We start from the raw sequence: 26,468 nt of genomic DNA, 5'->3' as shown, positions 1-26,468 counted from the left end.
GTAAAAAAGAAAAATAAGGTCTATAATGTCCTCTATAAGAGAACAAATGTATACGTAGAAAGAACACAGAGGTGAGGAATATGACAAAAAGTATTTCAGTAGGATTATTAGGGTTAGGAACGGTAGGAAGCGGAGTAGTCAAAATTATTGAAAATCATCAGGATAAATTAAGTCATCAAGTCGGGTGTCCTGTAGAAGTTAAAAAAGTAGTAGTTAAAGATATTGATAAGAAACGTGACGTAGAAATCAGTGAAGATAAATTAACAACGAATGTTGAAGACGTTTTACATAACGCGGAGATTGACGTTGTCATTGAAGTAATGGGTGGCGTTGAAGAAACAAGGGATTATATCTTAACAGCCCTTCGTAATAAAAAGCATGTTGTAACGGCAAACAAAGATTTGATGGCGGTTTACGGCTCAGAATTGTTAACAGTAGCTTCTGAAAATAACTGTGATTTATTTTATGAAGCAAGTGTAGCTGGCGGTATTCCAATCCTTCGTGGATTAGCAGATGGGTTAGCATCTGATCGTATTACGAAGATGATGGGAATTGTAAATGGGACAACAAACTTCATTTTAACGAAAATGACAAAAGAAGGAAGCGCTTATGATGAAGTGTTAAAAGAAGCGCAGGATTTAGGATATGCTGAAGCGGATCCAACTTCTGACGTAGGTGGTTTAGATGCTGCTCGCAAAATGGCAATCTTGGCTACACTAGGATTTTCAATGAAAATTGACTTGGACGATGTTCGTGTTCAAGGTATTACAGAAGTAACGGAAGAAGACTTGCAATATAGTAAACAATTAGGCTATACGATGAAACTGATTGGATATGCACATCGTGACGGCGACAATGTAGAAGTTAGTGTTCAGCCAACTCTTTTAGCAGACACACATCCTCTTGCTTCAGTAAGCGATGAGTACAATGCTGTATATGTATACGGAGAAGCTGTCGGAGAAACGATGTTTTATGGACCGGGGGCAGGAAGCCTGCCAACTGCTACTGCTGTCGTATCAGATTTAGTAGGTGTTATGAAAAACATGCGTTTAGGTGTGAATGGTAAAAGTGCGGTAACGCCTCAGTATCCAAAACAGTTAAAAGCAGAAGATGAAATGTTCTCGAAGCATTTCTTACGTATTCATGTTAAAGATCAAGTTGGAGCATTTGCAAAATTAACAACACTATTTTCAGAGCGTGGCGTGAGCTTCGAAAAAATTATCCAACTTCCTGTGAAAGGAAGCGAATTAGCTGAGATTGTTGTTGTTACACACAAAACATCTCAAAAAGATTATGAGGAAATCCTTCAGCAGCTTCGGGATTTACCAATTGTAGAAAATGTAAAAAGCAGTTACCGCGTAGAGGGAGTTGGCACAGTATGATGTGGAAAGGTCTATTAGCTGAATATAAAGAATTTTTACCTGTAACAGAGAAAACACCTATGCTTACACTACATGAAGGAAATACGCCTTTAATTCATCTTGCTCATTTATCAAAAGAGCTAGGCATTGACTTACATGTAAAAGTAGAAGGGCTAAATCCAACGGGGTCATTTAAAGACCGCGGAATGGTAATGGCTGTAGCAAAAGCGAAAGAAGAAGGAAGCAATACGGTTATTTGTGCATCCACAGGTAACACATCTGCAGCTGCAGCAGCTTATGCATCACGCGCTGGCATGCGCTGTATCGTTGTTATTCCAAATGGAAAAATTGCGATGGGGAAATTAGCTCAAGCTGTTATGTATGGTGCAGAAATTGTAGCAATTGAAGGAAACTTTGACCAAGCGCTTTCTATGGTTCGTAAGCTAAGTGAAACATCACCTGTTGCACTTGTAAACTCTGTAAACCCATACCGTATTGAAGGGCAAAAAACAGCTTCTTTCGAAATTTGTGAACAGCTTGGAAAAGCGCCTGATGTTTTAGCTATTCCGGTAGGGAACGCAGGGAACATTACAGCTTACTGGAAAGGATTCAGAGAGTACAGTGAGCGTCATCAAACGTCTCTTCCTCACATGCACGGGTTTGAAGCAGAAGGTGCAGCGGCGATCGTACGTAACCAAGTTATCGAAAACCCAGAAACAATTGCAACGGCTATTCGAATCGGAAATCCAGCAAGCTGGGATTATGCTGTAAACGCAGCAAAAGAATCAAACGGAAAAATTGATGAAGTAACAGATGAACAAATCTTAGAAGCATATCGTACAATTGCACGCAAAGAAGGCGTATTTGCAGAGCCAGGTTCTTGCGCTTCAATTGCTGGTGTATTCAAAGATGTAGCTTCTGGTAAAATTGCAAAAGGTTCAACGGTAGTAGCTGTACTAACAGGTAACGGATTAAAAGATCCAAACGTAGCAATCGATGCTCATAATGTAAAGCCAGTGGTTTTACCAAATGATGAAGAAAAGGTATTTGAGTATATCCAAGGTGTCGTTGCTTCATGCTAGAAAATGAGCGTTTTGTCATTACGGTCCCAGCTAGCTCTGCTAATTTAGGGCCAGGATTTGATTCAATTGGAGTGGCTTTATCTCGCTACTTAAGATTAACAGTAGAGCGTCATGACGAATGGATTTTTATCCCTGAAACGAAAGAAGTACAAAGTATTCCTACAGGTACAGATAACTTAATGTATGAAGTGGCACAAGACGTGGCTCGTCAATTTAACATTGCTCTTCCAAGTGCGAAGGTCTCTGTTTGGAGCAACATTCCATTAGCAAGGGGACTTGGAAGCAGCGCATCAGCTATCGTAGCTGGAATCGAACTGGCTAATGTACTGTGTGACTTGCGTTTATCAAAAAGAGAAAAGCTTCGCATCAGCAGCTTAATGGAAGGACATCCCGATAACGTCAGCCCGTCTATTTATGGCGGCATCGTTGTTGGTTACCATCATGAAAATGAAACATATATTGCTCAAATACCTGAATTTGATGTCGATATCGTGATGGCTATTCCAGAATATGAATTAAAAACAACCGATGCTCGTGATGTGCTGCCTTCGGATATTAATTATCGCCATGCAGTAGAAGCTGGGGCAATCGGGAACATGCTAGTAGCGGCCCTGTTAAATAAAGATTTACCTCTGGTAGGCGAATTTATGGAGAAAGATTTATATCACGAACCTTATCGTATGAGACTCGTGCCAGAGCTTTCTCTTGTGCGAAAAGAAGCAAAAGCTCTCGGCGCATACGGTGTGTCACTAAGCGGAGCCGGTCCGAGTGTATTATGTTTAGCACCAAAAGGAAAAGGAAAAACGATTGCTGAACATATGCATGCTTTACTGCCGAACTGCGAAATAGATGTTTTACAAATTGATCGCAAAGGTGTATTTGTAGAAGCTGAAGTCACAACGAGTTAATAAAAAAATCCTCATTCATTTGAATGAGGATTTTTCATTCGCAAGCCTCAATAAAATGGGAGGTTGCTTTTATAATAAAATCAAAGAGATTAGAATACTTGTTCTACTTCAACTACACCAGGTACTTCTTCTAAAAGGGCACGTTCGATACCAGCTTTTAGCGTGATTGTTGAACTTGGGCAGCTTCCGCAAGCGCCTAAAAGACGTAACTTTACAATACCATCCTCTACGTCTACTAGCTCACAGTCTCCACCGTCGCGAAGTAAAAACGGACGAAGTTTTTCTAATACTTCTTGAACTTGCTCGTGCATTTCTGACATAACTATCGACTCCTTTCTTCTACTCTTATTATAAACGGTCTTTCATGAAAAATCTATCGGAGTATACACCGTAATGTTACCTTAAAAGAAAAAGATGTGCAATGAATCAGTTTTGTGTAAAATAGTATTCATAATGAAGTAAAAGTGTGAATAATCGTACAGTTTGTATGTAAAGATTCAAGGGGGATGTGCTATGCAATCAACTGAGGTAGAAGTGTGTATTTATGGAGCTGAAATTGTTTGTGCAAGCTGTGTTAATCTGCCGTCTTCAAAAGACACCTATGATTGGCTAGAGGCAGCGATTTCTCGCAAATATCCGAACCAGCCGTTTGCTATCACATATGTAGATATAAACGAGCCGCATACGGATCCGGAAAAAGCAGCCTTTGCCAAGCGTGTGATTGAGGAAGATTTATTCTATCCTGTAGTGGTTATTAATGGAGAAATTGTTGGGGAAGGCAATCCGAAATTAAAGCGCGTATTTGAGGAAATGGAGAAGTATGGTTTCTGCGCTTCATGATGAAAAAAGCCGTTAGATTGTCAGTCATCTAACGGCTTTTATTTTATCCACTATGGTGTTTATACATCCAAAGAATACCTGATTTTAATAATCGAGCTACGCGTCCTGTAATTGGACGTTCGGCAACTAAGCCAAATCCATGCTTTTTGCCTAATGAACCAAGTATGCCTTTTAATTTAATAGTTGGCAATTCATCTGGAAGCGCTTCGCCTTTCCAGCGATGAAGAAGTACTTGCACAATTTGTTCAGCCTGACCTTCTGCCAGCTGAGCGCTTGGTGCATGAGGTAGGCTTGCACAATCACCTAAAATGTAGACATTTTCATCGTCAGGCAAGTTATGGTATTTCGTTAATACGACGCGTCCTTGAGGATCTTTGTCTACGTCTAGATCGCGTACCACTTTATTTGGCTGGATACCTGCTGTCCAAACGATTGCATCGCTTTGAATGGGCTCATCATGATTGTAAAGAATGTTCGGTTCTACTTTTGTAATATTAGCACTATTTACGATTTCAACACCGTTTGAAGTAAACCAAGTTTGAACGTAATTACTTAAACGTTCTGGGAAAGCAGATAAAATTAATTTACCGCGGTCAAATAAGATGATTTTTAAATCCGGGCGGCTTTCTCTTAGCTCGCTTGCTAGTTCTACTCCGCTTAATCCAGCTCCTACAATTGAAACAGTAGCGTGGGCTGGCAAGTTGTTTAATGTCTGATAAGTTGCTCGTGAAGCATCAATGGATTGAATGCTGTATGTATGCTCAAGAGCTCCGGGAACTCCATGATATTTATCTTCGCATCCGAGTCCTACAATCAGGTCATCATAAGCGATCATTTGATCATCCACATAGACGCATTTCTCTTTCAGGTCTATGCGTTTTACACAGCCGTAGCGAATTTTTAAGCGAGGGTGTTCAGGAAAAGCAACACGAACATGCTGATCAGAGATTGTTCCAGCTGCAAGTGCATAGAATTCAGTTTTTAGTGAGTGATAAGGTGCTTTGTCAATAAGCGTTACTTCTACATCGTTAGGCAATTGATTCGGAAAAAGGCGCTGCAAAACGCGCATACCACCGTATCCGCCGCCCAGTATGACAAGGTTCTTCATGTGAATTTCCCCTTTAGCTTCATGCATTTTTGTTTTCTCTCTATTATTCTTGCTTTTAAGAATAAGAGAGTACAAATTACCGTTAATAAGGATGGTTGCCAAAAAGATATGAAAGGCTATATAAGATAACATATTTTACTTAAATAATAATTTAATATAACCTCGTTTGGTTTTCTATACATAAAAGTATAACTAAATTAATAAAAAACCACAATATGTTTCAACATAATTTCAAGCTATCCCTGTAATAAAGCTTTATTTATACTTTTTTTGAAAAAGTTTGTGAAGCTAAAAAGCGTGCGCAAAATGAACGTGAATTTCCAAAGTTGACGTTGAAAATGAAAGGAGATAGGATAAACTAATAGTAGAGAGGTGAAAAACGTGATACAGCCAATTATTGAATTTTGCGTTAGCAATTTAGCCAGTGGTTCTCAAACAGCTTTAGAAAAGCTTGAAAAAGATCCAAATCTAGATATTATTGAATACGGATGTTTAGGTTATTGCGGGAAATGTTCACAATCTTTATTTGCCTTGGTAAACGGAGAGATTGTTACAGCGGAAACACCTGAACAGTTAGTGGATAATATTTACATTCATTTAGAAGAAAATCCAATGTTTTAAACTATCCCCGCTGTCGTATCTCTTTTTATCAGGAGAGGGACATGAGGCTAATAGAATAGATGATGTAAGCACGGCTAGTCTTGCCGTGCTTTTTTATGCGCTTTTGCGCAAATATCTGTGCTTCAACCATCCTCTTTGCAATCATAATGCTTCTTTTGTTTTTTAATACTCCAAAGGAGGACAAAATAAAAAACCCCTTAATCTTTATGATTAAGGAGCTAAAAAAACGGGGGATGATATTATTGTGTACAAAAGAGAATCACTTTATACTAGAGCTACATAAAAAAATAATGGGTGATAATATGAAAAAATTTCAGTTTACAAAAATGCATGCACTTGGCAACAACTATATCTACGTAAATATGTTTGAAGAACATATAGAAGAGCAAGAGTTAGCACCGCTTGCTGTAAAAGTCTCAAATGTTTATACGGGAATTGGATCGGATGGAATGATTCTTATTTGTCCATCTGAACGTGCAGATGTGAAAATGCGCGTATTTAATAATGACGGCTCGGAAGCAAAAAACTGCGGAAACGGTTTAAGATGTGTAGCTAAATATGCATATGAACATAATTTAGTAACAAGCGAAAGATTTTTTATCGAAACGCTTTCTGGAGTTGTAGAAGCAACGGTGCATCCGCAGGGAAATGAAGTTCCAGAAGTGACAATCGATATGGGAGCGCCTATTTTAGCTAGAGAACAAATTCCAATGACGGGAGCAAGACAAGACCAGGTCGTTAATGAAGAGATGGAATTTGGAAAAGAACGGTTAAAAGGGACGGCTGTATCAATGGGAAATCCTCACGTCGTCTTTTACGTAAATGATATTGAACAAGCGCCTCTTACTACATTAGGACCCGTGGTGGAAAAAGATTCGCGTTTTCCAGAAGGAGTGAACGTTGAATTTGTCGAGGTAGTGAACGAAAGAGAGCTGAACTTTCGTGTATGGGAAAGAGGTTCGGGTATCACTCAAGCATGTGGAACAGGAGCATGCGCTGCCGTTGTTTCATCTGTGTTAAATGAGAAGACGAAAAAAGATGTCCCTACCGTGGTACACCTCGCTGGAGGAGATTTAACGATTGTTTGGCAAAATAAAGGCAATGTATTAATGACAGGTCCAGCCAATGTGATTTGTGACGGCACGTATTATTATTAAAAAATGAAGAAGCAGACGATTTGTCGTCACAGCCATTTCGTCGTATACTAAACAAAAAAGGAGGTCTGTTTAAAAATGAGTCAAGATATCCTAACAATTACAGAAGCTGCAAGCTTTCAAATAAAAGATATGATGAAAGAACATGAAGAAGAAAATGCTTATTTACGTGTTAATGTAAATGGAGGAGGCTGTTCAGGTCTTTCTTACGGCATGGGTTTTGCTCACGAAGTAAATAAAAACGATACGCTGTTTGAACAACATGGCATCAAGATTCTTGTAGATAGCGAAAGTGCTCCAATTTTAAAAGATGTAAAAATTGATTACAAGCAATCTATGCTAGGCGGAGGGTTTACAATTGATAACCCGAACGCCATTGCAGCATGCGGCTGCGGCTCTTCTTTCCGTACAGCAAGCAACGCAGGTGCTCCTGAAGAGTGCTAAATATATTTTTATCAAGAAGCTTTCTTCACCTCATCCGGTGAAGAAAGCTTTTTTAGTGAGAAATTTTTGTATGTTACATCATCTGTCAAACTTGTTGACTGAATAATCAGTCTTTTTTATACTCAATAAAAAAGAGGAGATGAACGGATTTGATAGATGCGACTCGTTACGACGCGGAACAAGTAGGGGGTTACGGAAGTTTTCGCAAAAAAAACACCCTGCCTATTCTATGGAAGGGGTTTATAAACTGGTTAAAACTTGAAAGTAGCAAAATGGAGTCTAAGAATGCAAAAAGTATTCACTTCAGTGAATCGCATTTATTCGTTCAGCATTTGCCTTTTTCCTCAGGTGAAGCCTGTCATCAAAACTCGTCCTCTGCGCCTCTTAACCATTCTGAACCATACATTCGCTATTATGAAAATGCTAATGCATCTCTGGCTGAAAGCTACGGAGCAGTTGAAGGAGAGCATATTCTGCTGATTGAACGTATTGCCGGTCAATCAGAGGTAGTAAAATATTTAAGCAAGCTCGAAGGTTTGAAGGCCTACAGAATGAGCGTAACTAGTCAAGAAGGAAACCATTCCTTTTATGAAATCTGTTTAATAAGCAGTGATGCGGAAATGATGAGTGAAATCATTCATCGAATGGTTACACCAATCCAGCAATGAAAAAAAGCAGGCGAGAGCCTGCTTTTTTTATGAGAACATTGACGTACTGTGCATAGGCTGTAAGCGAGCCTTTGGATCAATGTATGCCTTAGCGTTATTAACGGCAGTCGGACCTTCGCCAAATCCTGCCACGATGAGTTTTACTTTTCCATCATATGTGCAGACATCACCTGCTGCATAGATGCCAGGAATGTTTGTTTCTTGCTTTGAGTTAACAACAATTGCATTTTTCTCTAAATCTAAGTCCCATTCTTTAATCGGACCTAGAGAAGAAACAAATCCAAAGTTTACAATAACATCATCTACGTCTACTACTGTCTTTTCTTCACCTTTTGTATTTTCTAACACAACTTGTGTAATACGGTCATCCCCAATAAATTCAACCGGTACATATGGTGTTTTAATATCAACTGATGAATTATGCAAGTTTTCTACGCTATGTTCATGAGCGCGGAACTTGTCTCGGCGATGCGTTAACGTTACTTTTTCTGCGATCGGCTCTAACATAAGAGACCAGTCGACAGCAGAATCCCCGCCCCCGCATACTAATACTTTGCGGCCTTTGAATTTATTCATATCATCCACAAAATAATGAAGGTTCGTTTGCTCGAACTGTTCTGCGTTTTCTAGCTCGATTTTACGGGGCTTAAATGCACCGTTTCCAGCCGTAATAATAATTGTTTTTGAATAGTGGACTTCAGAATTAGTAGTTAAACGAAACACGCCGTCCGCTTGTTTTTCTACCTTTTCTACTGCTTGCTCTAGCGCAACTGCAGGTTTAAATTGATCCATTTGCTCTTTTAGGTTATTGACTAATTCTTGAGCGCGTACTTTTGGAAAACCAGCTACGTCATAAATATATTTTTCAGGATATAAAGCAGAAAGCTGTCCACCAAGCTGTGGTAAGCTTTCAATAATTTTTACGCTCGCCTGACGCATACCGCCATAAAATGCTGTAAATAAGCCTGTAGGGCCGCCTCCGATGATGGTAATATCATATACTTGTTTATCTTCTTTCATTTATAATCACCTCTAGATTGTTCTGTGCCAATGCATATTCTACTTTATGATAGCATAGTAAATTATAAAATATCATTAAAACACGCTGGAATGTTTGAGAAACTTTCTCAACTTAAAGATCAGTATTTGCAATCATTAACATAACCACACGTTTTGGTCAAATATAAAACTGGGTATACAGGAAAGTAATTGAAAATTTAAAAGCTTGTAAATACAAAGTGAAGGGTTGAAAAACCGATGAAAAAAGCATAAGATGTTTGTGTAAATCAAGCTAGGACTTATGCTTACATTTTTTTAAAAAAGAAAAAATGTATTTTTTTAAAAAAGAACGTGAAGTGATTCACATTATTTTTCTTATATGAATAATAAATGGATAGCGATGATCGTTCTTGCTCAAACTAACACAAAAAAGCAAACCAAATAAAATTGCTCTTATCATTATATTTGTAAGACATACTTGTGACTATAACTAAAAAAGGTGGATGACATTCCTATGAAAAAGCCTAAAATCGTCATTTTGGGTGCCGGGTATGGCGGCATTATGACAATTGTTAATTTACAAAAGAAACTGGGTGCTAGCGATGCAGAAATTGTTTTGGTAAATAAAAACGATTACCATTACGAAACGACATGGCTTCATGAAGTATCAGCAGGTACAATTCATCAAGATCGCTCTCGTGTTCCTGTTAAAAATTTAATTAACACAAATAAGGTTACATTTATCAAAGACACGGTCGTAGATATTAAGTTAGATGAAAAGCGTGTTCTTCTTGAAAACAGTGAGCTAACGTACGATTATTTAGTTGTTGCTTTAGGGTATGAAGCAGAAACTTTCGGAATTAAGGGTTTAAAAGAACATGCATTTACCATTACGAGCATTAATGCAGCACGTCAAATTCGTGAGCATATTGATTATGTGTTTGCGACGTACAACAATGAAGTGGAAAAAAGAGACGAACTTCTGACAATTATTGTTGGGGGTGCTGGCTTTACCGGCATTGAATTTGTGGGAGAATTAGCAAATCGAGTCCCTCAGCTTTGCAAAGAGTTTGATATTCCGCGTGAAAAAGTACGCGTTATTTGTGTAGAAGCAGCGCCTACGGCTTTACCAGGTTTTGATCCAGAACTTGTAGAATATGCGGTAACACAACTAGAACGAAAAGGAATCGAGTTCAAGATCGGAACAGCGATTAAAGAGTGTACAGAAGAAGGAATTATTGTATCAAAAGATGACCAAGTAGAAGAAATCAAATCAGCAACAGTTGTATGGGCTGCAGGTGTTCGAGGCAGTCATCTGATTGAGAAAGCTGGATTTGAGAACATGCGCGGACGTGTAAAAGTAAGTAATAGCTTGCTGGCACCAGGGCACGAAGATGTGTTCGTTATTGGAGATTGTTCACTAATGATTAACCCTGAAACAGAACGTCCTTATCCACCAACAGCTCAAATCGCTATGCAGCAAGGCGGTACCTGCGCTGAAAATATTAGCCGTTTGATGAAAGGGCAAAAAGAATTAAGCGAGTTTAAACCAGATATTAAAGGAACGGTATGTTCGTTAGGGCATGATGACGCAATTGGCGTTGTATATGGTCGAAAACTATTTGGTTCAAGCGCATCTTTTATGAAAAAAGTTGTTGATAATCGCTCGCTTTTCCTTCAAGGCGGAGCAGGTCTTGTATTGAAAAAAGGAAAATTTAATTTCTTTTAAAACAAAAAGCAAAAGGTCTTTAAGCCTTTTGCTTTTTTTGGTATTAACTTACTTTTCTGTGATTGACGCCTTCATTACTCTTAAGTAAACTGAGAGTATAAAGAGTAACGGAGGCGAAAAGCAATGGAAATGAGTGTGCCTGTACTAATTATCTCCATCTTGTTGTTTTTTGTTTTGTTTTTTGGAATCGGTTTCTTGTTAAATATGCTGCTTCGTATGTCTTGGATTATGGCCATTATTTATCCCGTAATTTTTATTTTTATTATTGATGATGTAAGAGCTGTTGATTACATTCAACATCCCGCTCACTCCTTTCAGCAGCTAGGGATAAAAGTGCTATCTTTAGCCACAGCTGACATTACAATTTTAATGGCTGGTTTTATAGGTGCACTAGCTTCAGGCATTACCATCAAATCTTTACGAACAAGAGGGTACCAAATGTTTTAAATGTAAATTCTTCTCCCAAACGAATAATTTGTTTTTATGTTGGAAACAAATAGATTCGTGAGAGGAGTTGTGGAAATCACAATGATTGGAAAAATAGCAAAGCGATTCATTATGTGCCTACTACTGGTCGGAGCGCTGTTTACAACATATGAAGCAATTACCGGCGTCCCAATAACCACAGTCATCAAATATATGCCTTTTATAAACAGTACAGGGCATCCTCTAATGAATGAAAGGCTCTTGCCATCATTTCTAAAACCACTAAGAGCTGAAGCGGCTAGCAATGACAAAGAGCGTCTGACGATTGAAGAAGCATTTGATTGGTCGCGTTATCCAACTAAGAATGTATTAGCTACGGGTTACACAGCTGGTTACGAATCAACGGGGAAAAATCCCAATCATCCAGGGTATGGTATTACATATTCGGGCGTTAAAGTAAAACGTGACTTGTATTCAACCATCGCTGCTGATTTAACCATATTTCCAATCGGCACGATCTTGTTTATTCCGGGCTATGGCTATGGAGTGGTAGCAGATAAAGGTGGGGCTATTAAAGGCAATCATCTTGATTTATATTTTGAGACTGTTTCCGATGTGTACAACATATGGGGTAAAAAAGAATTAAACGTCTATGTAGTAAAATCAGGGGACGGCCGCTTAACTGAAGAAGAGTTAACAATGCTGAATGAAAAGAAGTCGATGCAAGTTTTTCGCCAGCAGGTAAAATAAACGAGAAACACATGAAGAACTCTTCATGTGTTTTCTTATGTTTTATGGCCATACATAATATGTTACAAAAGCAACTGCTATCCCTGTTAAGGCTCCAAAGAAAACTTCAATAGGCTTATGTCCAAGCAGCTCTTTTAGCTTCACTTGTTTTTCGTCTTCTTCATTGGTCGTCCACAGCTTTGCCTCTTTTACCGCGCGCTGAAAGTCTTCAACCAAACGATTTAAAACCGTTGCTTGCTCTCCTGCGTGTCTTCTTACCCCTTTAGCATCGAACATAACAATAATGGCAAAAATAGCGGAGAGAGCAAAAATAGGGGATTTAAGACCTTCTGCTAGCCCAATGGCAGTTGCTAAGGAAGTTACTGCTGCGGAGTGAGAGCTTGGCATGCCTCCCGTACTAAAAAATAAGCTGCCGTCTATTTTCTTAGTAGCTACAAAAGAAAGGGGAATCTTAATAAATTGAGCAAAGAAAATAGCGATTAATGAACTCCAAAGTGGAAAATTTGAGAATAACTCCATTGAGATGTCCTCCCTCAACTTAAAATGTCTGAAAAGCTAAACCCGTATGATGAAAAAAGCGGTAGATGAAAGTATATGTGTGAAACTAAGGTTTTTGAACTGTGATTAAAAATTGTATTTCTGCTATCATATGTATATAGATGAAAACAGTGGTGAATATGATATATATTCCACTTGCTGAATAGATTAAACAAAGCAGATGATAAATAAAAATAAAATCTCTATACGTAAAAGGAGGAATTTTATGTTTTCGCATGTAGAAACATTTGGTGTTGATCATCAAACAGAAGCGCTCGTAATCGGGTTATTTAATCAAAACCAACAGTTTGAAGGCCTTCTAAAAGAAATTGATGAAGCTTTAGGTGGACAGCTCATTCATTTGATTAAAGAAGGGGATATACGTGTACAAGAAAAACGTATTTCAACGATTCATACACTAGGAAAATTAGGAGCAAAACGTCTTTATTTTGTAGGACTCGGACGAAAGCAAGCGCTAACTAAAAATGGGCTCAAAGAGAGCTTTGGGCTGTTATTTAAAAAGTTAAAAGAAGCGAAGATTTCAAACGCATCGGTCGCCCTTTCTACATTTAATACAGGAGCGTGGTCAGAGCAAGAAACTGCAGCTTTATTAGGAGAAGCTCAACAGCTTGCTATGTACGAGTTTGAAAACTACAAAAAGAAATCAAACGAACCTAACAAACAGCTTGAGAAAATTGAACTGTTTTCTTTTTATAAAGACGTTGTACAATCTGCTTTGGTTGGATATACGTATGGAAAAGCAACAAACTCAGCGCGCACCCTTGTTAACTTACCAAGCAATATGCTAACGGCTACAGATTTAGCTAATTATGCAGTAGAAATGGCACATACATATGGTTTTGAATATGAAATTTTAGAAAAAGAAGAGATGGAAACATTGGGAATGGGCGCACTGTTAGCAGTCAATCAAGGTTCCGCAGAGCCTCCTAAAATGATTGTCCTAAAATATCAAGGAAAAGAAAAATGGGAAGACGTTATTGGGTTGGTAGGAAAAGGGATTACTTTTGACACAGGTGGTTACTCTATTAAATCTAAAGACGGGATTGTAGGTATGAAAACAGATATGGGCGGAGCTGCATCTGTTCTTGGTGCAATGGAAGCGATTGGAGAATTAAAACCTCATCAAAACGTAGTAGCTGTCATTCCCTCAACTGACAACGTTATTAGCGCGCGTGCTTTTAAGCCAGATGACGTAATTACAGCAATGAATGGAAAGACAATAGAAGTACTGAATACAGATGCTGAAGGGCGTTTAGCGTTAGCTGATGGTATCTCCTATGCCAAACACCACGGAGCAAATTATTTAGTAGACGTGGCGACATTAACGGGTGGTGTAATTGTAGCTCTTGGTACACATACAACTGGGGCAATGACGAATGATTCCGCTTTATTGCAGCAAATAGCGAAAGCGAGCATTGAGACAGGCGAACCGATTTGGGAACTGCCTATTACAGAACGAGACAAAAAGCGTGTTCGGGGAAGTAAGGTAGCAGATTTAAATAACTCTCCTGGACGGGAGGGGCACGCAATTATGGCAGGAACCTTTATTGGTGAGTTTGCAGAGCAAACACCATGGGTTCACTTGGATATTGCTGGAACTGCAACATCCGCTGCTTCTCATGAGTTAGGACCTTCAGGTGCAACAGGCGTGATGGTGCGAACACTAGCTGCAATGGTTTGTTCATTTGAAGCCAATTAATGAAAAAATATAGCAGTGATAGAAAGAAACGTAAAAAGAAGCATCGATGATGCTTCTTTTTTAATATGTTTACATAATGTTTTTTCTTTTTAGTAAGAAAAGATTATTTAGAAAAATCCTTATATTGTTAAGGGTGTAGAGAAGTTAAACAAACGTTTATTTAATAAGATGATTGACTTTTTTTCTATACCTAATATAATGAACATGTTGTTTATCTCTCTAATGTTTTAATGAGATAAAGTAAAAAGAAAAATGGAGGTTTCAAAATGAATGCAGTATTAATAGCTGTGCTCGTGATGCTGATTTTGAGCTTATTGCGTATCAACGTTGTCTTTTCTTTAGCAGTCGGAGCGCTAATTGGAGGACTTGTTGGCGGTATCAGCCTCACAGATACAGTAAGTATATACACAGATGGTCTTGGAAACAGTGCTTCTGTTGCATTAAGCTATGCTTTGCTTGGAGGATTTGCGATGGCTGTTTCGCGGACAGGGCTGCCTGATGCCGTTGTTCAGCTAGCGTTAAAAATAGTAGGGAAAGAAGGAGAAACGAAAAAGAAGTCACTGTCAAAAGTACTGATTTTATTGATCATCCTTATTATTTCATGTTTTTCCCAAAACGTTATTCCGGTTCACATTGCGTTTATTCCGCTATTAATTCCACCTCTATTAAAAGTATTTAATCAGTTGGAAATCGATCGCCGATTAGTCGCAACAGTGATTACATTTGGATTGGTTACACCTTATATGTATTTGCCGGCAGGATTCGGTAAGATTTATCACGACATTTTATTTACTAACATCAAAGAAAGTGGATTAACAATTGATAAAGGAGATATTACTACGGCGATGGCTCTTCCAGCTTTAGGAATGGTAGCGGGCTTATTGTTTGCTGTGTTTATTTCGTACCGCAAGCCGCGCAGTTATGAAGACATTGATATTGATCAAGGCACAGAGCAGCGTACAGGTTACACAACAAGAGGAATTATAGTAGCTTTACTTGCGATTGTAGCGGCTTTAACTGTGCAGCTCTTAGTAGATTCTATGATTTTCGGAGCGCTTGCAGGGATTGTTATCGTTTACTTCAGCGGGGCTTTGAAGTGGAATGAAGCAGATCCAGTATTAACGAACGGAATGAGAATGATGGCTTTCATCGGATTTGTTATGCTGTCTGCCTCTGGTTTTGCAAAAGTTCTTCAAGAAACTGGAGATGTAGAAGCGCTTGTAAAAGGCTCTGTTGCTCTTATTGGCGGCAACCAAATGCTAGGTGCATTTCTTATGCTTGTCATCGGGCTTTTAGTGACAATGGGCATTGGTTCTTCTTTCTCTACTATTCCAATTATCGCGACGATTTTTGTTCCTCTTTGCTTAGAACTTGGTATGAGTCCAATGGCAACGATTTGTATTGTTGGTACAGCGGGAGCGCTTGGAGACGCTGGTTCACCAGCTTCAGACAGTACGCTTGGACCCACATCTGGATTAGCAGTCGATCGTCAGCATGATCATATTTGGGATACGTGTGTACCAACTTTTCTTCACTATAACATTCCACTTATTATTTTTGGGTGGATAGCCTCAGTTATCTTGTAAATAGAGGCCATATAATGAAATGACAAAAAGCAGCCGATCAAAACCGGCTGCTTTTTTCATGCTTGAGAAAGAGTAGAAGCAGTGCTGTCACAAGCTCCTAATGCTTGCTCTACAGCCTGAAGAGATTGTTCAATACGTTCACGATTTGAATCTTTCTCTACCGTTTGAAGAGCTTGTTCAAGGCTTGCTTTTGCCTGATTTAATGATGTGCAAGAATCTTGCACGTAACCTCTAGCGTTTTTAGACATTCTTCTTCCTCCTAACTAACCAAAAATGAGAATCAATAAGTAGTATGAGTAATTTGCAGGGAATTATGAGGAGAAATAATAAAAAGGATTAACTCTTATGAAAGGAGTTAATCCTGTCAGCCTAACTGTTTAAATTGGTTGGAATGTAGAAGTTCAAGCACTTTCTTATCAAGCTCCTTAATTTTCTTTACAGCCAGATTATATTCCAATTCACGGTAATGGTGTTTGCCGCCTGGCTCTTCATCAGCTTCATCAGCTAGTTTGACTACTTTTTGAAGAGGGCGTTGTTGAATTGTTCCTTCAGGCAAATATGAGTCTGTGTGTAGTAAAATAGCTAAAGCAATTTCTTTTGCCGCCTGAGGTTCCTCACCTAAACGAATGAGTAATTTATGTGCACGTTCAGCCCCTTTAATAGCGTGAATATCATTTTGACGATACTTCTCATAATCCCACTGACCATTTGTGTACCATTCGTAGTGGCCAATATCATGAAGCAGCGCTGCTTTTGTAGCTAAATCCGGGTTTACATTATGCTGTACGGATAGACGAAACGCATGATAGGCGACGGATACAGCATGCGCAACGCCAGATCGAGTTAAATATTTTTGAGCGATAGGATGCGTGAAAATTTCTACTAGCGTAACATGTCTCATCATGTCATCCCTCCTAAAGAAAAAATATATTTCCAAATACAATATCATATTTGTATCCTAAATACAATTATCGTGTAATTTGTTTTTACATACAAAAATGGCATATATTATAATATTCGTAACGAAACAACATGTACATCTTTTTTTGAAGAAAATAAGACTTTTTTCCTTGTATTTTACCATCTAATATTTAACGATACGTGACAGCAGTCAAATTGGGTATCGGGATGAATAAACGTAATTTTAATATAGTCTGGAGTATAAAAAACATCGATTTTTGTCTTAACACCAGTGGAAAGAATGAGTTTTTTTACTTCACTCATTTTGGATTCTTGAGCAGCAGCTTTTATTTTTTTTATTAAATTTGGCGAAGTATTAGCTCTTTGAATAAAGATAGTAGCGCTTTGCATGGTAGAGGGAATAACTTTAAGAGATTGCTGAAATGTCGCGATGTTCGCCTCAGGTAAGTTAGGTACCCTGTATGTATAAGGGTGAGGCATGTAGTACGATGGCCAATAGTAAGACAAGGGAGCAAATGATTTCATATAAGAATCCTCCTAGAAAAGGGATTTTTATTATGTATATGTAGAGGGTTCGTATATGTTGTAGCAAAACCCTTATTGTATACTAGATACAAAGGGAGGTATGGATATGAAAACAAAAGATACGCTGTTAGAAGCATTAGGAATTGAGATTATTAGTGCGAGTGAACAAAGAGTGGAAGCGACGATGCCTGTTGATGAGCGAACGCGTCAGCCATTCGGGCTTTTACACGGAGGAGCATCGGTGGCGTTAGCTGAAACTGTGGCTAGTCTAGGTGCCATTAAAAGTGTAGATCTCGAAAAAGAAATTTGCGTAGGTTTAGAAATTAATGCCAATCATATCAAAGGGAAAAAAGACGGAATCGTTACAGCTATAGGCGTTCCTTTACATAAAGGAAAAAAAACAGCGGTTTGGGAAGTGAAAATTCAAGATGAAGAAGAGAATTTAATCTGTATATCCAGATGTACGCTTGCTATTCTGCCTAAAGCTTAAACATAAGAATGCTTAGTCTAGAAGGTGTGAGGTATGCTTTTGGAGCCAGAAGGAGCCACCTCACACACTCGTGTTAGAGTTTAAAGAGAATTTGGAAGAGCGGATACATAAAAAAGTGAAAAAATAGGTAAAAAAATAAGCGAAATTATGTCTATTCGTGACAGTTACCCTGCGCATAGAGACATGCTCTAGAATATAGTAGTAGTAAAGTATTCTTTTTATTCAGCAACTAGAATATTCATAATATTAAAAATAAGAACAGAAAATAGACCTTCCGATTGTTCAATCGTGCTATAATAGCATTAATATAGTAGGGCGGTTTATTTTACAAAGGGGTGATAATATTGGATAAGAACTCTCAGTATTTATTCATTGATTTTGAATTTACAATGCCAGAGTATAAGGGTTTTCCAAAAGGCTTTTTTCCGGAAATCATTGAAGTTGGTTTGGTGTTTGTTAAAAATCAAGAAATCATTGATCGTTTCTCCTCTTACGTACAGCCTACACACTTTACAAAATTAACTGAGCGCTGTAAATCATTTCTCCACATCGAACAAAATCAAGTAAATGAAGGCATTACGCTAGAGCAGCTTGTACAGCGACTGGGCATGTATAAACACAGCACGATCATTACATGGGGGAACATGGATATGAAAGTATTAAGGCAGTGCTGTCAAAAAAATAAGGTGCCATTTCCTTTTGCAGGTAAAGAAATTGATCTTTCAATGGAGTATAAGCGCTTTTTTGGAGATCAAAATCAAACTGGCCTTTGGAAAGCTGTGCAGGAGTATGGTAAAGAAGGAACTGGAAAGCACCACTGCGCGCTTGATGATGCGATGACGACACTCAACATCTTTAAGCTTGTAGAAAAAGATAAGCGGTACCTTCAAAAACCAGAGCCAACGACCATAGGAGATCGAATCGATTTTTCAAAAGTATTAAATAAATTTGCATTATAAAAGCCAAATCACTTCTACGTGAATTTGGCTTTTTACTTAATGAATACCGTACTCTTTTTTTAACTCTTCTAAACAGGCAATACTTGCTTGAGCAAAAGGGCTATCTTTGGCTTGTTGCTCAGCTATCTTTAATTCAAGTGCTTTTTTTAGTGAATCTTTATAATCGGGAACGCTGTCTTCATAGAGATGAACCATTTTTTGAGGAATATTGGCCTGCTCTCGAAATGAAAGTGCTTTTCGCTCGTGAAAAAAAGGTACGTCTACTTGTCCCGGATTATGTAAGTCACCTTGTTCTGGATGCTTTAACACAGCTTGAATTCGCACAACATAATGCAGATCTCGAACTTGTGTAATTTCACCGATGTATTTCCCAGTTTTATAAAGTGCCGTAACCATTTGACCAATTGTAAATGTCATATTGCCAGATCTCCTTTAAGTAAAATGTTTGTTATCACCAGTATAAATCAAACCCCCCTACCGTTTCTATGAAAGGATGTTGTACATAATGTATTTAATGTTTTTGCTTTATTTTCCGGAAGATAAAAGAGAATATATTCCTGCTTTTGCTACTATGGCGATTTTTGTGCTAGCAGCAGTTGCAGTATGGCGTTTAATCATTAAGATTTCTAAAAAAGAAGAAGAAAAAACGAAGGAGTTAGAAGCAAAGCTAAAAGAACAGGAAAATCAGAAATCACTTTAATGAAATGCAAATAAAATGTAAGCGTTTAAAATGATATGTTGCTGGACAATCTATGGAAAGACATCTAAAACTTTCGCTAGTGCATATGCGATTGGAGGGCAACATGAAAAAACTACTACTCATTGGAACCGTGCCTTTTTTCTTGTTAACGGGGTGTATGGAAAAAGAAATATCTAATAAAGAAGTCAAAGTTTATAACGCAGATGGAGATAGCATCGGTACAGTCAAGTTGAAAGAGCAGGCTGATGGAATTGAGTTTACGTACAACTTAAGCGGACTTCCACCTGGCGAACACGGCGTACATATTCATGAAATGGGAATTTGCAAAGCTCCTAACTTTAAAAGTGCGGGCAATCACCTTGATCCTGATAAAAAGAAACACGGATTGTTAAATCCAAAAGGACCGCATCTAGGCGATATGAAAAATATTGTGGTAGAAGACGATCAGACGTATACAGGAACAGATATGGTTCCTCAAGTCACGTTAAAAGAAGGAAAGACATCTCTCGTTAAGCGTATGGATGGTTCGTCCCTTGTTATTACCGAACAAGGTGATGACGGAATGACAGAGCCATCAGGTAATTCTGGCAAGCGAATCGCCTGCGGAGTTATTTCAAAAAAACATTAAAAACAGCGTTCTTTCTCACGAAAGAACGCTGTTTTTTACGTTAAAGCTATTTTTAAGCGATTTAATCCTTCTTGAAGCTGTTCATGTGAACAGCCAATGTTCAAGCGGATAAAACCTTTTCCATATGTGGAACTGTATTTTTCACCTTTTTCTACGGCAATTTTCCCTTTTTCTAATAAGCGTTCATGTAATTCTTCTTCTGATAAATGCAGCTTGGTGCAGTCAATCCATAGTAAATAAGTTCCTTCTGGCTGAACCACTCGCAGTTCAGGCAAGTTCTCACTTATAAAACGCGTCACGAGATCTACATTTTTCTTCAGATACACAAGCAGTGCTTCTAACCACTCTTCACCTTCACTATAAGCTGCCTCTAACCCAATTATTCCGAATGTGTTTAAGTTAGAAAACCCTTGTTTTTGCTGCTGCTGAACATACTGTGTGCGCAGTTTCTCATTTGGAATAATAACAGCTGAAGCCTGAAGTCCCGGTATATTAAATGTTTTGCTAGGGGCCATACACGTAATGGTTCGATTGGCTGCATCTTCACTCACCATGCTGATGGGAATGTGTTTATAAGGCTGGTAAATTAGATCAGAATGGATTTCATCTGAAACAATTAATACATTGTATTTTTCACAAAGGTCGGCAAGCTTCTTCAGTTCTTCTTTTGTCCACACGCGTCCTACTGGATTATGAGGGCTGCAAAGAATCATTAATTTTACGCCTTCTGCAAATTTTTTTTCTAAATCTGAAAAATCAATTTCGTATTTATCGCCTGCAAGTTTTAACGGATTTTCAACAACTTCTCGATCATTTACCTTTATCATGTTAAAAAATGGAGTATAGACTGGAGGCTGAATTAAAATTGAATCTCCGGGTTCCGTAAATGCTTGAATAGCCATACTCAGGGCAAACACAACTCCTGGACTGTATGTAATCCATTCATGATCAATGGTCCACTGATGCTTTTTTTCTACCCAAGATGATAAAGCATTCGCCGTAGATTCAGTAGGGGAAGTGTAGCCGAAAATACCATGTTTGACACGCTCATTAATGGTTTGAAGAACATTAGGCGGCGCTTGGAAATCCATATCAGCTACCCAAAAAGGCAGAACATCTTTTGCTCCAAAAACAAGATCAGTTTTGTCCCACTTTACGGACTGCGTACCTGTACGGTTAATTAATTGATCAAAAGAATAAGTAGACAATAAAAGTACCCCCTTTTTTAATATAATAGTTTGCTTATTTTTAATACGTTTGTCAACGAAGTTAACTTGTGAAGTCAATAAAGAAAGTGAAAAAATTGCTGAAGCACGACTAATAAATTTTTATTAAAGTTAGCGCCTCGTGTGAAATATACGAACCCGCCCCGTCATTATTGAGACAGGGCTTTTTCACCGTACAAGAAATCGACCATATGAGATTGCACAATGTCGGGACACTCTTCTGGTAAAAGGTGTCCAATTTCCTTTAAAGAGATAAAGGTAGAGTCTGTTAAATCATCTTTTAACTTACGTCCGAGATGCAAAGGAACAACCCGGTCTTCTTCTCCCCAAATGAGTAAACTTGGTTTTTTTATGTGCTGCAAATCCTTTGAGGATAGGTCTCCTTCTCGATCACGAATCATTCTGGTTAAAGCCATAAACGTACGGTCATCCAAAAATGGTTCAGTATAGCCATCAATCATTTCTTCGTCGATTAACTTATGGTCAAATACGACATTTTGCAAGTTGCCTAATACACCTTTGCGAGACAGCCACGTTTTTACCCACAGATAAAAGAAGGGAACATAAGAAGACATGACCAATCCATAATGTGAGGGGCCTAAATAAGCTGAGCTGCAAAGAAGAACTAGTTTCGATATGCAAGAAGGCTTTAACTTTGCTACGTTTAAACAAACTTGTCCTCCCATTGAGTGTCCCGATAGTACAACATCTTTCAACTTTAAATATTCAATCAATTCGATGACAATTCTGGCTAAATTTTTATACGAGTATTGAAAGGTTAACGATTTTTCACTTCGCCCAAATGGCGGAAGGTCCAGCGTAATGATAGAAAACGTATCTTCAAATAAAGGAATTAAACGTCGAAAGCTAAAACTCGATGATAAAAAGCCGTGAATAAATATAATGGCTGGTTTATCAGGATGATAGTTATGGCATTCGTAGTAAACATTGACTCCATTAAAAGTACGCTGGTGGCAAGTAATTTTAGATTCAGTCAATTTGGTTCACTCCATCTTTTTCTTTCTAGTCTGTCCTAGTTTCCAGCAATCTATAAAATGAAACTCACTTACCGGTATAGATTTCACATTAAAGATGTGTTTAAATTTGATATAATGGAAAAAGTGAAAAAATTTAATCGTTGTAGGAGGGGAACGCTGTGTTCTTAGAAGAAAAAGAGTTAGAAATTTTAGAAATTCTAGAAAAAAATAGCCGTATTTCGATAGATAGTATTTCAAAAATGGTGGATTTAACGTTTGAAGAAACCTCTAATATTGTTAAAAAGCTAGAGAGAGAAAAAGTAATTGTGCAATATTCAGCTGATATTAACTGGAGACGAGTAGATGGACATGAGGGTGTCACGGCTATGATAGATGTAAAAGTTGCACCAAAGCGAGGAGTAGGCTTTGACGAGATTGCGGAGCGCATCTATCGTTTTCAAGAAGTGAAATCCGTGTACCTAATGTCAGGAGCATATGATTTGTCTGTTATTATTGAAGAAAAATCAATGTCTGAAGTAGCGTTTTTTGTTTCCGAAAAGCTTTCTACGCTAGACTCTGTTTTATCTACAACGACTCACTTTATCATGAAAAAGTACAAGCACGATGGTACCATCTATGACCAAGGCGATGAAGATCGCAGAATCGTGGTGTCTCCGTAATGAAAGAGCGCTTGTCAACAACTGTACAACAGCTGAAACCTTCAGGTATTCGCCGCTTTTTTGATTTAGCAGCAAGTATGGATAACGTCATCTCTCTTGGAGTAGGTGAACCTGATTTTGTCACATCTTGGGCTGTTCGAGAAGCGAGTATTTTATCGTTGGAAAGGGGATATACCTCTTATACAGCAAATGCGGGACTTTTAGAGCTCCGCTTTGAAATTATGAAGTATATGAAAAGAAATTTTAACGTCTCGTATGATTATAAAGATGATATTATTGTGACCGTTGGAGGAAGTCAGGCTCTAGATATTACAATGCGAGCTTTGATTAACCCTGAAGATGAAATTATTGTCGTGGAGCCAAATTTTGTGTCTTACAGCCCGTTAATTTCGCTAGCAGGAGGAGTTCCTGTGGCAATTGAAACAACGGCAGAAACAGAGTTTAAACTGCAGCCTAGACAGATTGAAGAAGTCATTACAAGCAACACGAAAGCCCTTCTTTTATGCTCTCCTAATAATCCAACAGGAAGCTCACTATCTAAAGAAGAGCTGCAGGCTATTGCTGATATTGTCATAAAGCATGACTTGCTTGTTATCACGGATGAAATATATGCAGAATTAACATATGATGAAGAATTTACATCTATTGCTTCTTTAGAAGGAATGAAAGAACGAACCATTATTATTTCTGGCTTTTCTAAAGGGTTTGCCATGACTGGATGGCGTCTTGGGTACATATGTGCACCAACTGAGATTGCTAAAGCAATGCTGAAAATTCATCAGTATACAATGATGTGTGCGCCTACCATGGCACAATATGGAGCAATTGAAGCACTACAAAATGGGCAGCATGACGTAGAAGAGATGAGAAAAAGCTATCGCAGAAGACGGAACTATATGGTGAAGTCATTAAATCAAATTGGTCTGGAATGCCATTCTCCTGGAGGAGCGTTTTATGTGTTCCCGTCTATCAAGAAAACTGGATTGTCATCGGAAGAATTCGCTGAGCAGCTTTTGCTTGAAGAGCGAGTAGCCGTGGTGCCAGGCAATGTATTTGGAAAAGGCGGAGAGGGACATATTCGCTGTTCATACGCCTCTTCAATGGAATCATTAGAAGAATCCATAAAACGGATTAGCCGTTTTGTTGAAAATAAGTTATAATAAAAATAAGATATTATGTCATATCGTATAGACGGTTTGATATAATATCTTTTTTGCTATGATGAAATGTAGTGTTAGTTTATATTTGTGACAAAATTGGTAAATAATAAATATAGTATAACTACTTTTTGATTCAATCTATGAACTGTGCTATAATTTTAAATTGGCTATAATGGTGAAAATAATAAGGTATCTAGGAGTGTTTATATGTCAAAATTTGAAATCGGTACTGTTACAAAAGGTAAAGTAACAGGAATTCAACCATACGGTGCATTCGTTGCATTAAATGAAGAAACTCAAGGATTAGTTCATATCTCAGAAGTAAAACATGGCTTCGTTAAAGATATTAACGAACATTTATCAGTAGGAGACGAAGTAAACGTTAAAGTTTTATCTGTTGATGAGTCAACTGGTAAAATTGGTTTATCTATTCGTGCAACTGAGCCAGCTCCAGAAAAAACTGAAGCTTCTGCACCTAAAAAACCTGCTAAAAAGCGTCAAGGTCAAGCAACATTTCACACTGAATCTACTCAAGGATTCAACACTTTAAAAGAAAAATTAGAAGAGTGGATTGAGCAATCAAACCGCGAAGATCTAATTAAGAAATAAGAAAAAAAAGAAGGATAGCTTAGCTATCCTTCTTTTTTTAATGTTCCGTTCTAGGTTCTGTACGCTCTACTTCAGCAGAAGGTTTAAATAATAGACCTAGGTTAATCAGTCCTGCGATTCCAACCAATCCATAGATAATGCGGGAGAAAGCAGATGTTTGACCGCCGAAGATTGCTGCTACTAAATCAAATTGAAAAAAGCCAATAAGTCCCCAGTTAATTGCTCCAATAATCGTTAATACGAGCGCAATACGTTGAATACCACTCATGATGAACCCTCCTTGTTTTGTAGTTCACTTATTAGCCTGCTTTTTTTAGAGGGAAATATGCATATTTACTTTTGGAAGATACAGACAAATAAACGTTCATTTGGATGGGGTGAGCATCTAGCCAACAGGGAATAATCTTTAGGAAGTCAATTTTCTTTACAATCAAAAAGTTGTTCTTCATAATGATGCATGTAATCAAGCTCGTAAGGAGGAGTTTATAGTGAACAATTTTACATTTTATAACCCTACAAAATTAATTTTTGGTAAAGGTCAATTAGAGCAATTAAAAACAGAAGCAAGTCGCTTTGGTAAAAAGATATTATTAGTATACGGCGGAGGAAGCGTAAAACGCAGCGGTTTATATGATCAAGTAATGGATGTACTGAATGACATGAATGCAGAAGTACATGAGTTAGCGGGAGTAGAGCCGAATCCTCGTCTGACAACTGTTCGCAAAGGAATCGATATTTGTAAAGAAAACGGTATTGAATTTTTACTTGCAGTTGGTGGAGGAAGCGTAATCGATTGTACAAAAGCAATCGCAGCAGGCGCAAAATATGATGGAGACGTATGGGACATCATTAACCGCGACGTATTCGCAGCTGAAGCTCTTCCATTTGGAACCGTGCTAACATTAGCAGCAACAGGTTCAGAAATGAATGCTGGTTCTGTTATTACAAATTGGGAAACACAAGAAAAATACGGCTGGGGCAGTCCGGCAACATTCCCTCAATTTTCTATTTTAGATCCCGTTAATACATTTACTGTACCAAAAAATCAAACAGTTTATGGCATGGTTGACATGATGAGCCACGTATTTGAACAATATTTCCATGCTGCAACAAATACGCCGCTTCAAGATCGCATGTGTGAAGGAGTACTGCAAACGGTTATTGAAACGGGACCAAAATTATTAAACGACTTAGAGAACTACGAGTTACGTGAAACGATTTTATACAATGGGACAATCGCATTAAACGGTATGTTACAAATGGGACACCAAGGCGATTGGGCTACTCACAATATTGAGCATGCGGTATCAGCTGTATATGACATTCCACATGCAGGTGGACTGGCAATTTTATTCCCGAACTGGATGAAGCACGTAATGGATGAGAACGTAGATCGCTTCAAGCAAGTAGCTGTACGCGTATTTAACGTAGATACAGAAGGCAAGACGGATAAAGAAGTAGCACTTGAAGGTGTTGATAAGCTTCGTGAATTCTGGTCAAGCCTAGGTGCACCAACTCGCTTAGCTGATTATGATATTGGTGAAGACAAATTAGATCTTATGGCTGATCGTGCAATGGCTAAAGGTGAATTTGGTAAATTTAAAAAATTAAACAAAGAAGATGTACTAGCAATCCTACGCGCTTCTTTATAAGATTCTCG

32 protein-coding genes are annotated in these 26,468 nt (G+C 38.2%); 21 read left to right on the top strand and 11 right to left on the bottom strand.

The window, feature by feature from the left end; translation table 11 throughout:
• Nucleotides 1–80: 80 nt before the first annotated feature.
• The 3 genes from LJC66_RS25140 to thrB are packed head-to-tail and all read left to right on the top strand — an operon-like array spanning nucleotide 81 to nucleotide 3,351.
• Complete coding sequence (locus tag LJC66_RS25140; protein WP_013059628.1) at nucleotides 81–1,382, top strand: homoserine dehydrogenase; 1,302 nt, start codon at nucleotides 81–83, stop codon at nucleotides 1,380–1,382.
• Nucleotides 1,382–2,443 (top strand): threonine synthase, encoded by a 1,062-nt coding sequence (gene thrC / locus LJC66_RS25135; protein WP_230933843.1) that lies wholly within the window; start codon nucleotides 1,382–1,384, stop codon nucleotides 2,441–2,443. The genes LJC66_RS25140 and thrC overlap by 1 nt, the downstream gene beginning before the upstream one ends.
• Nucleotides 2,437–3,351 (top strand): homoserine kinase, encoded by a 915-nt coding sequence (gene thrB, locus LJC66_RS25130; RefSeq protein WP_230933757.1) that lies wholly within the window; start codon nucleotides 2,437–2,439, stop codon nucleotides 3,349–3,351. Before thrC ends, thrB begins: the two co-directional genes overlap by 7 nt.
• Before the next feature lie 89 nt (nucleotides 3,352–3,440).
• Here the strand turns inward: thrB and LJC66_RS25125 are convergent, their stop codons facing one another.
• Entirely contained in the window at nucleotides 3,441–3,671 is a 231-nt protein-coding gene (locus LJC66_RS25125; protein ID WP_013059625.1) for a NifU family protein, read from the bottom strand.
• Nucleotides 3,672–3,864: 193 nt separating this feature from the next.
• Here LJC66_RS25125 and LJC66_RS25120 point away from each other — a divergent pair, with 193 nt between their 5' ends.
• Nucleotides 3,865–4,191, top strand: coding sequence for a YuzD family protein (locus LJC66_RS25120; RefSeq protein ID WP_013059624.1), 327 nt, complete (start codon nucleotides 3,865–3,867; stop codon nucleotides 4,189–4,191).
• 43 nt (nucleotides 4,192–4,234) lie between these two features.
• Here LJC66_RS25120 and LJC66_RS25115 read toward each other — a convergent pair whose 3' ends face one another.
• Nucleotides 4,235–5,299: an NAD(P)/FAD-dependent oxidoreductase gene (locus LJC66_RS25115; protein ID WP_028409598.1), complete on the bottom strand. Its 1,065-nt coding sequence runs from the start codon at nucleotides 5,297–5,299 to the stop codon at nucleotides 4,235–4,237.
• A gap of 381 nt (nucleotides 5,300–5,680) precedes the next feature.
• Between LJC66_RS25115 and LJC66_RS25110 the strand changes: the two genes are divergently transcribed.
• The 4 genes from LJC66_RS25110 to LJC66_RS25095 all read left to right on the top strand — a co-directional run bounded on the left by LJC66_RS25110 (nucleotide 5,681) and on the right by LJC66_RS25095 (nucleotide 8,186).
• A complete protein-coding gene (locus LJC66_RS25110) occupies nucleotides 5,681–5,920 on the top strand; it encodes a YuzB family protein (protein ID WP_013059622.1) in 240 nt (79 codons plus the stop codon).
• Between the two features lie 302 nt (nucleotides 5,921–6,222).
• Complete coding sequence (gene dapF / locus LJC66_RS25105) at nucleotides 6,223–7,077, top strand: diaminopimelate epimerase (RefSeq protein WP_230933756.1); 855 nt, start codon at nucleotides 6,223–6,225, stop codon at nucleotides 7,075–7,077.
• A 75-nt stretch (nucleotides 7,078–7,152) separates the two neighbouring features.
• Nucleotides 7,153–7,518 carry a HesB/IscA family protein gene (locus tag LJC66_RS25100; protein ID WP_216143400.1) on the top strand — a complete coding sequence of 122 codons (366 nt, stop codon included), beginning with the start codon at nucleotides 7,153–7,155 and terminating at the stop codon, nucleotides 7,516–7,518.
• Between the two features lie 149 nt (nucleotides 7,519–7,667).
• Complete coding sequence (locus LJC66_RS25095; RefSeq protein ID WP_216143401.1) at nucleotides 7,668–8,186, top strand: hypothetical protein; 519 nt, start codon at nucleotides 7,668–7,670, stop codon at nucleotides 8,184–8,186.
• Between the two features lie 27 nt (nucleotides 8,187–8,213).
• On the opposite strand, the gene LJC66_RS25090 is transcribed toward LJC66_RS25095, so the two are convergent.
• Nucleotides 8,214–9,206 (bottom strand): NAD(P)/FAD-dependent oxidoreductase, encoded by a 993-nt coding sequence (locus LJC66_RS25090; RefSeq protein WP_013059618.1) that lies wholly within the window; start codon nucleotides 9,204–9,206, stop codon nucleotides 8,214–8,216.
• Between the two features lie 493 nt (nucleotides 9,207–9,699).
• Between LJC66_RS25090 and LJC66_RS25085 the strand changes: the two genes are divergently transcribed.
• From LJC66_RS25085 to LJC66_RS25075, 3 genes are all read left to right on the top strand, one after another.
• The gene (locus tag LJC66_RS25085; RefSeq protein WP_033580456.1) at nucleotides 9,700–10,914 is read left to right on the top strand and encodes an NAD(P)/FAD-dependent oxidoreductase; all 1,215 of its coding nucleotides are present in this window, start codon (nucleotides 9,700–9,702) and stop codon (nucleotides 10,912–10,914) included.
• A 123-nt stretch (nucleotides 10,915–11,037) separates the two neighbouring features.
• Nucleotides 11,038–11,361: a YuiB family protein gene (locus tag LJC66_RS25080; protein WP_230933755.1), complete on the top strand. Its 324-nt coding sequence runs from the start codon at nucleotides 11,038–11,040 to the stop codon at nucleotides 11,359–11,361.
• An 81-nt stretch (nucleotides 11,362–11,442) separates the two neighbouring features.
• On the top strand, nucleotides 11,443–12,090 hold the full coding sequence (locus LJC66_RS25075) for a 3D domain-containing protein (RefSeq protein ID WP_013085320.1): 648 nt from the start codon (nucleotides 11,443–11,445) through the stop codon (nucleotides 12,088–12,090).
• A gap of 42 nt (nucleotides 12,091–12,132) precedes the next feature.
• On the opposite strand, the gene LJC66_RS25070 is transcribed toward LJC66_RS25075, so the two are convergent.
• The gene (locus LJC66_RS25070; protein WP_013085319.1) at nucleotides 12,133–12,609 is read right to left on the bottom strand and encodes a divergent PAP2 family protein; all 477 of its coding nucleotides are present in this window, start codon (nucleotides 12,607–12,609) and stop codon (nucleotides 12,133–12,135) included.
• A gap of 244 nt (nucleotides 12,610–12,853) precedes the next feature.
• On the opposite strand from LJC66_RS25070, the gene LJC66_RS25065 reads away from it, so the two are divergent.
• Nucleotides 12,854–14,347, top strand: coding sequence for a leucyl aminopeptidase (locus LJC66_RS25065; protein ID WP_230933754.1), 1,494 nt, complete (start codon nucleotides 12,854–12,856; stop codon nucleotides 14,345–14,347).
• A 266-nt stretch (nucleotides 14,348–14,613) separates the two neighbouring features.
• Nucleotides 14,614–15,933, top strand: coding sequence for a Na+/H+ antiporter family protein (locus LJC66_RS25060; RefSeq protein WP_230933753.1), 1,320 nt, complete (start codon nucleotides 14,614–14,616; stop codon nucleotides 15,931–15,933).
• 56 nt (nucleotides 15,934–15,989) lie between these two features.
• Here the strand turns inward: LJC66_RS25060 and LJC66_RS25055 are convergent, their stop codons facing one another.
• The 3 genes from LJC66_RS25055 to LJC66_RS25045 form a co-directional block, all read right to left on the bottom strand.
• A complete protein-coding gene (locus tag LJC66_RS25055; RefSeq protein WP_013059611.1) occupies nucleotides 15,990–16,181 on the bottom strand; it encodes a hypothetical protein in 192 nt (63 codons plus the stop codon).
• A gap of 116 nt (nucleotides 16,182–16,297) precedes the next feature.
• Entirely contained in the window at nucleotides 16,298–16,834 is a 537-nt protein-coding gene (locus tag LJC66_RS25050) for an HD domain-containing protein (RefSeq protein ID WP_028409590.1), read from the bottom strand.
• A 176-nt stretch (nucleotides 16,835–17,010) separates the two neighbouring features.
• Complete coding sequence (locus tag LJC66_RS25045) at nucleotides 17,011–17,379, bottom strand: YuzC family spore coat inner layer protein (protein ID WP_028412615.1); 369 nt, start codon at nucleotides 17,377–17,379, stop codon at nucleotides 17,011–17,013.
• Between the two features lie 106 nt (nucleotides 17,380–17,485).
• Between LJC66_RS25045 and LJC66_RS25040 the strand changes: the two genes are divergently transcribed.
• Together LJC66_RS25040 and kapD are read left to right on the top strand one after the other, a co-directional pair.
• Nucleotides 17,486–17,869: a hotdog fold thioesterase gene (locus tag LJC66_RS25040; RefSeq protein WP_013059608.1), complete on the top strand. Its 384-nt coding sequence runs from the start codon at nucleotides 17,486–17,488 to the stop codon at nucleotides 17,867–17,869.
• A gap of 344 nt (nucleotides 17,870–18,213) precedes the next feature.
• Complete coding sequence (gene kapD, locus LJC66_RS25035) at nucleotides 18,214–18,828, top strand: 3'-5' exonuclease KapD (RefSeq protein ID WP_013059607.1); 615 nt, start codon at nucleotides 18,214–18,216, stop codon at nucleotides 18,826–18,828.
• A gap of 36 nt (nucleotides 18,829–18,864) precedes the next feature.
• Here the strand turns inward: kapD and kapB are convergent, their stop codons facing one another.
• Nucleotides 18,865–19,245, bottom strand: coding sequence for a kinase-associated lipoprotein KapB (gene kapB, locus LJC66_RS25030; protein WP_230933752.1), 381 nt, complete (start codon nucleotides 19,243–19,245; stop codon nucleotides 18,865–18,867).
• Nucleotides 19,246–19,330: 85 nt separating this feature from the next.
• On the opposite strand from kapB, the gene LJC66_RS25025 reads away from it, so the two are divergent.
• Nucleotides 19,331–19,528, top strand: coding sequence for a hypothetical protein (locus LJC66_RS25025; RefSeq protein ID WP_230933842.1), 198 nt, complete (start codon nucleotides 19,331–19,333; stop codon nucleotides 19,526–19,528).
• A 103-nt stretch (nucleotides 19,529–19,631) separates the two neighbouring features.
• Nucleotides 19,632–20,156, top strand: coding sequence for a superoxide dismutase family protein (locus tag LJC66_RS25020; protein WP_013059604.1), 525 nt, complete (start codon nucleotides 19,632–19,634; stop codon nucleotides 20,154–20,156).
• A 35-nt stretch (nucleotides 20,157–20,191) separates the two neighbouring features.
• Here LJC66_RS25020 and LJC66_RS25015 read toward each other — a convergent pair whose 3' ends face one another.
• Complete coding sequence (locus LJC66_RS25015; RefSeq protein ID WP_230933751.1) at nucleotides 20,192–21,364, bottom strand: MalY/PatB family protein; 1,173 nt, start codon at nucleotides 21,362–21,364, stop codon at nucleotides 20,192–20,194.
• A gap of 167 nt (nucleotides 21,365–21,531) precedes the next feature.
• Complete coding sequence (locus LJC66_RS25010) at nucleotides 21,532–22,380, bottom strand: alpha/beta fold hydrolase (protein ID WP_230933750.1); 849 nt, start codon at nucleotides 22,378–22,380, stop codon at nucleotides 21,532–21,534.
• Between the two features lie 158 nt (nucleotides 22,381–22,538).
• On the opposite strand from LJC66_RS25010, the gene LJC66_RS25005 reads away from it, so the two are divergent.
• From LJC66_RS25005 to yugI, 3 genes are all read left to right on the top strand, one after another.
• Nucleotides 22,539–23,039, top strand: a complete 501-nt coding sequence (locus tag LJC66_RS25005) for an Lrp/AsnC family transcriptional regulator (RefSeq protein ID WP_013059601.1) — start codon at nucleotides 22,539–22,541, stop codon at nucleotides 23,037–23,039.
• Complete coding sequence (locus tag LJC66_RS25000) at nucleotides 23,039–24,199, top strand: aminotransferase (protein WP_013059600.1); 1,161 nt, start codon at nucleotides 23,039–23,041, stop codon at nucleotides 24,197–24,199. Before LJC66_RS25005 ends, LJC66_RS25000 begins: the two co-directional genes overlap by 1 nt.
• 207 nt (nucleotides 24,200–24,406) lie before the next feature.
• Nucleotides 24,407–24,808 carry a S1 domain-containing post-transcriptional regulator GSP13 gene (yugI, locus tag LJC66_RS24995; protein ID WP_230933749.1) on the top strand — a complete coding sequence of 134 codons (402 nt, stop codon included), beginning with the start codon at nucleotides 24,407–24,409 and terminating at the stop codon, nucleotides 24,806–24,808.
• A 37-nt stretch (nucleotides 24,809–24,845) separates the two neighbouring features.
• Here the strand turns inward: yugI and LJC66_RS24990 are convergent, their stop codons facing one another.
• Complete coding sequence (locus LJC66_RS24990; RefSeq protein ID WP_013059598.1) at nucleotides 24,846–25,076, bottom strand: DUF378 domain-containing protein; 231 nt, start codon at nucleotides 25,074–25,076, stop codon at nucleotides 24,846–24,848.
• Nucleotides 25,077–25,296: 220 nt separating this feature from the next.
• On the opposite strand from LJC66_RS24990, the gene LJC66_RS24985 reads away from it, so the two are divergent.
• Complete coding sequence (locus LJC66_RS24985; RefSeq protein WP_013085305.1) at nucleotides 25,297–26,460, top strand: iron-containing alcohol dehydrogenase; 1,164 nt, start codon at nucleotides 25,297–25,299, stop codon at nucleotides 26,458–26,460.
• Nucleotides 26,461–26,468: the final 8 nt, after the last annotated feature.

This window comes from Priestia sp. TSO9 (assembly GCF_021029645.1).
GTDB lineage: Bacteria > Bacillota > Bacilli > Bacillales > Bacillaceae_H > Priestia > Priestia megaterium_E.
This window is presented reverse-complemented; position numbering and strand designations above follow the sequence as displayed.